Genomic DNA, 5,791 nt, shown 5'->3' with positions numbered 1-5,791 from the left:
TTCGGCAGTTGAAGCTTTTAAATATTATGCCAAAGGTTCATCAACGCTTACAACATTGTTCACACATGATAATTTAGATKGTCAGTCGGTATTGCCCAGACTTTCACATACAGCCAGTTCACCTGCTCAGGGAACATTTAATCCCACTGGGTCTTTTGGAATGAAGATAGGAAGTTCATACTCTGACAGGACAAAAAACTTTAACGGACTTATCGGCATCAGATTTTTAAAAGTGATGAACGCCGCCGGGAATATTGTGCCCAACGCTTATATTATGGACTGTGATTACCTCGGTACCTCGGCTACCAATTATGATTACCAGGACAATATATATTATGTTGAAAATATAAAACCAGATTCGGGCTCAGTACATTATTCAGACCTGGCCGCTACTCCAACATCGGCTATAAACTTTAATCCAACCCTTACAGGAGCGTCCGCATCGGTCACAATTTCTGTAAAAAATATGGGAGTAGCTTACCCTGATGGCACCAATGATTCGCCCATACAACTAAAGGGCATAACAATTGCAGGGCCAAATGCCAGTGAGTTTAGCGTAACTGCACTGCAAACATCAACCCTTGCCGTACAGGCAATGACGCCTTTAACTGTAAAGTTTACACCGGCTTCGGTGGGTATTAAAAATGCGGCTCTGCTGGTAAATTATAATAGCGCGTCGGCACCACTTCGCATTCCTCTTTACGGTATTGGCAATAGCAGCACCAGTACTGTGAATGTTATTAAACGGATAAAAGGTGGGGCAGATGCAAATGTAACTATAGCTAACAATTTATATGAGTCTGACAAAAACTATCGTAAAGGATCTATTAAACTGGATCAACAGGGGGTGAAAACTAATGTTGCCGGTACTGATATTGATTCATTATATGTTACTTATTTATCTGCAGCGACAGATCTTGCTGAAACAAGGTATGAAATACCGCTTTCAAATGGCAACTACCTGGTTAGAATGCATTTTGCTGAAAATTATTGGACTGTCCCGGGAGCAAGAATTTTTAGTGCATTTATAGAAAATCAGGGGGTACTTACCAATTTTGATATTTTTAGTGAGGTAGGCTATAGGGCCGCTTTAGTAAAAGATTTTAGCACTACTGTAAATGATGGTGTTTTAACTATAAAATTTAATCCTACTGCTAACCGGGTTGGAATTGCGGGATTAGAGTTATTTCAAATTTCAAACACATCCTCACTGACATCAACATTAAGTATTAACAAATTAGCCGAGAGCAAAAAGAAAATAACTGTTTACCCCAATCCAAACACGGGGAATAGTTTTTATTTAAATGCCAGCAATTTTGGTAAGCGCGAAAGTGTAGTGTTATCCATTAGTAATATGTTTGGGAAATTAATACGAACTGAGAAATTTATGACCGATGATATGGGAGCTGCCAATTTATATATCAGCCTGTTTAACAAATTAGACAAAGGTGTTTACATCATAAATGCCACATCATTCTCAGGAAATTTATTTTCAAAATTACTCGTTGAATGAGGTAATTTCTCACTTTTCTCACCCACTACACAGAGTTTTACATAAATGTATCAACACCAAAATTCGGAAGGTATTCTTTAATATTTTAATAATATTTGTTTGAGTTCAATGAAAATAGCAGTGCTAAACAGCGATAATTTTCCATTGCTAACAATTTGGTTGAAAAAACACATACACTGTAAGTGAAAGGGCGAAGCTTTGTCACCGAGTCAAAATACTACACGATAACACGGCCTTCCCAACCACATTTTACTAACTGAAAACGGCTATCTAAGGGAACCAATACTATAATCATTAAAAGCACCTAATAATTCACCTTAATTTATATGAAAAAGTTATATTTTCCGGTATCCCTATCATGTGTGGTCATTATGCTATTCCTGATGTGCTCTTGCGGCAATACCAAGAAACTCAGATACTTTCAGGATATTTCTGAGGCAAACACTGCTGCTCCGCTGGCATTGGCCTCCTATAATGAAGCTACTATTCAACCTGATGATATTTTGGCTATAAATGTTAATACAACCGATCCTGCTGCTACTATAAGTATCAACAGCAGAAACGGGGTTTATGTAAATAGCAGCAGTCCGCAATCCGGATCTGCAAATCCTTTGTCCGGGTACCTGGTTAGTAAAGACGGTGAAGTTGAGATACCTGTATTAGGGAAAATTAAATTAGCAGGCTTAACCACAGTACAGGCCAGGGCCGTAGTCAGAGAAAAAGCGGTAAAATCATTCAATGACCCGGTTGTGGATGTAAGGTTTACAAATTTCAGGGTTACCGTACTGGGAGAAGTGAACCATCCGGCTTCTTACATTCTTCCAAATGAGCAGGTAACGTTACTGGATGCCATTGGATATGCGGGGGATTTAACAATTTACGGGCGCCGTACAAATATATTACTTATACGTAAAAGCCCCGATGGAAGAAACTTCTCGGTAAAACTCGACATGACGAAAAAGGATTTGCTTAATTCTCCCTATTTCTACCTGAAGCAAAACGACGTTGTATATGTTGAGCCATTGAAAACTAAGGTTTTAAATAATGATAATAACCTTGTCAAATACCTTTCACTCGCAGCAACATTATTTACAGCTGTGATCTTAGCTAAGCGGTATTGGTAGCGGAGTTTAAAATGGCATTAAAACGCCATGCCCGTACCGATTGAATATACCGTAAAAATGATATTGAAAATCTATCTCAAAAGGAAAACATTATGAATTTTAAGAGCATTCTGTTACAATTTAAAACTTACTGGTATTTATTTGCAATAAGCCTTGTACTATGTATAGGGCTGGCTTACGTTTATAACACTTATGCCACAAAGCAATATCTTATTAGCAGTTCATTGCTTTTGCAACAGGAACCCAATAATCCCGACGCTTCTTCGACCTACGCAAATGGTGGGGTTTCATCTGTATTAAACATTAATGAGCTTATAAAAAATGAAGGTGACGTATTAAGATCGCGCAACCTCATAAAAGAGGTGGTGCAAAACATGCACCTAAATATCAAGTTGTTTTTAAACAGTGGTTTTCTGGCATCTGAAATATATAGTGCGGCACCCTTTAATGTTGAAATACTCCATACCAAGGTAGATTCGCTTAGAAGGCGCGAATACGTAATTGACGTAATAAATAACAATACGGTACACATTGTTAACGAAGATGAAAACATTGACCGTAGTGTTAAATTTGGTGAACAGATAAATCTTCCACAGTATAATATCAGGATTGTAAGGCGACCAGGTGTACCAATTTATCAGCAAACATATTCCACACAAATCGCATCTGAAGATGACGCGATATCTGATATAATTAAAAATTACGATGCGGAATTTACAGATAAAGGTACCACAACTATGGCTTTAACTTTATATTACCCTAACTCCGAAAAGGGTGAGTTGATACTGCAAAATTTGATGAATCAGTATCTGAAAGATAATATAGAGCACAAGAAAAATGTGATCGATAGCACGATCAATTTTATTAATAGTCGTTTAGCCGTAGTTGGTGATGAATTAACTAACGTAGAAAAAAAGTACCAAGATTACCGCAGTAGTAATAATATCACCGATATTGAGGAGCAGGCAAAAGTATTGGTAGGTAATGCAAGTGAGAATGATAACAAATACCAGCAACAGCAAATTCAGCTTTCAATTATAAATGATCTTAAAGAGCGGTTAAATGACCCTGAAAACGTTCAGGTTATCCCCAGTTCATTAAATATCCAGAATGCATCTTTTGCCGCAAGTCTTAGTCAGTATAATGAACTGTTAAATCAAAGGGCAAAACAAAAACTATCTTATACAGAAACCAATCCGGTAATTGTTAATTTAGATCAGCAAATAGAAGTAGTACGGCATAATTTACTGCAAAGTATAGACAGCTACAAAAACGAGATGGAGCTGAGCAGTAGCGGAATAAATAAGCAAACGAATGTTTTGAGCAACTCTATAAGGAGTGTGCCGGGTAAACAGCGTGCCATCATGAACTATTCACGGCAACAAGAGCTTAAACAGCAGTTATATGTGTATTTGCTACAAAAAAGAGAAGAAACATCAATGGCTAAGGCTGCCGATATGCCTTATTCCAGAATAATTGATAACGCCAAAAGTACCAAGGAGCCGGCAAAACCCATAAAGTCTATTATATACATCATGTCGTTCTTTTTAGGATTGATCATACCCTTTGGTATGGTGAACACCAAAAAAATGATGGAATCTAAAATAAGTTCTGAAGATGACATTGAGAAACAAACCAATGTAACTATTATCGGGAAAATAGGGCATCAATCATCCAGGGAAAAATCAAGAGCCGATATCTTTTCCAGGTCACAGGTAACAGAAAGTTTGCGAACATTACGAACAAAACTCAGAAACATACTTATTGATGGGCAACCAAATGTTATTATGATTACCTCCAGTATTAATGGTGAGGGTAAAACTTTTTTAACGCGAAACTTAGGAAATACCTTAGCTATGACCGGCAAAAAAGTAGTACTGATTGAGCTTGACCTGCGTAAACCTAAGTTATCCCAAACTTTGGGGATAAATAATGAGGATTTTGGTTTCTCAAATTATGTTCTGGAAAATTTAGATACAAAAAGCCTGATTAAGCCCAGCTTATTTCATGCAAATTGTTTTGTAATTACTTCCGGACCGGTTGTAGCCAACGCCAGCGAATTATTGCTTAATGATAAACTGAGCCATATGATTGAGGATCTGAAAAAAACATTTGATTATATCATCATTGACAGTTCGCCGGTGGGCCTGGTTTCAGACGCTTTGATTATTCAAAAGCATGTTGATATCACGATTTATGTTTGCAGGCATAATTATACAGATAAGGCACAAATTGAAATTATCAATGAAATCAGAACAAAAGATAATGTAGATAATTTATACCTGGTTATCAATGACGTTAATTTTTCAAAGTCGGGATATTTTGGTTATGGGTATGGTATAGGATACGGTACAGAAAGGTAAATCTTAAACTGCAAGTAATTGCATTCATGTCCCAAAACCGGTTATTGTAATATCTGCTTTTTTTTAATCTAAATATGATACATAGCCAAACATTGTATAGTCCGGTTCAGGATACCGGGACATTTGTCAGAAGATATGTAAATATCATGATGCTGTTTTTTCCGCTTACTTCGTTTGTACTTGTTCCTTCAATACCAGGTACAACAATTATCGCGGTGCTGTCGGGGTTGTTATTTTTAATCATCCCGCTATCCCCATTAAAAGAAGAAAAAAGACAGTTTTTCCTGGAGCTTACCTACTTTTTTTGCATCATAATTTTTTTAAGCGTAGGATCTCAGTTCATTAACCTGGTGAGCAATTTAAAGCTTGGAAACGATTTGATATTGATTAACAAAGGTGATTATACAAAAACATTTTATCGTATCTCACACATAACGCAGTCATTGTCTCTCATCGCTGGATTTATAATATATGGTTACATTAAGTATTTTGCCGATGAAACCACTATTAAGTACATTTACTGGGGACTTCGTTTGCTATGCTTCTATGCCTTGTATGAATTTATTTTATACGCGGTAACCGGTATAAACGGAGATTTCATGGCAAACCGTACCGTAGGATACGAAAGCAGATCTGCTTCATTATTTCAAACGTTTAGTTTAGGAGGAATTAGTTTACTGCGCCTAAAAGGTTATACCGGAGAACCTTCCATGTTTGTTTTTACCGTATTTCCGTTTTGGGTTGTAACATTTGCACTAAAAAGACGCTTTGATATGTATCTGCTGTTAGGT

At 36.9% G+C, this 5,791-nt stretch carries 4 protein-coding genes; all 4 read left to right on the top strand.

Annotation, left to right across the window (positions count from 1 at the left end; translation table 11 throughout):
- On the top strand, window positions 1-1,513 hold a 1,513-nt coding region (locus AC1DRQ_RS28915; protein ID WP_477429211.1), incomplete at its 5' end, for a malectin domain-containing carbohydrate-binding protein.
- Window positions 1,514-1,839: 326 nt separating this feature from the next.
- The gene (locus tag AC1DRQ_RS28910; RefSeq protein WP_477429209.1) at window positions 1,840-2,637 is read left to right on the top strand and encodes a polysaccharide biosynthesis/export family protein; all 798 of its coding nucleotides are present in this window, start codon (window positions 1,840-1,842) and stop codon (window positions 2,635-2,637) included.
- Between the two features lie 92 nt (window positions 2,638-2,729).
- The gene (locus tag AC1DRQ_RS28905; protein ID WP_477429207.1) at window positions 2,730-5,000 is read left to right on the top strand and encodes a GumC family protein; all 2,271 of its coding nucleotides are present in this window, start codon (window positions 2,730-2,732) and stop codon (window positions 4,998-5,000) included.
- Between the two features lie 74 nt (window positions 5,001-5,074).
- Window positions 5,075-5,791, top strand: a 717-nt coding sequence (locus tag AC1DRQ_RS28900) for a hypothetical protein (protein ID WP_477429205.1), incomplete at its 3' end; no start/stop codon positions are given.

This window comes from Mucilaginibacter sp. P4_E8 (assembly GCF_056401495.1).
This window is presented reverse-complemented; position numbering and strand designations above follow the sequence as displayed.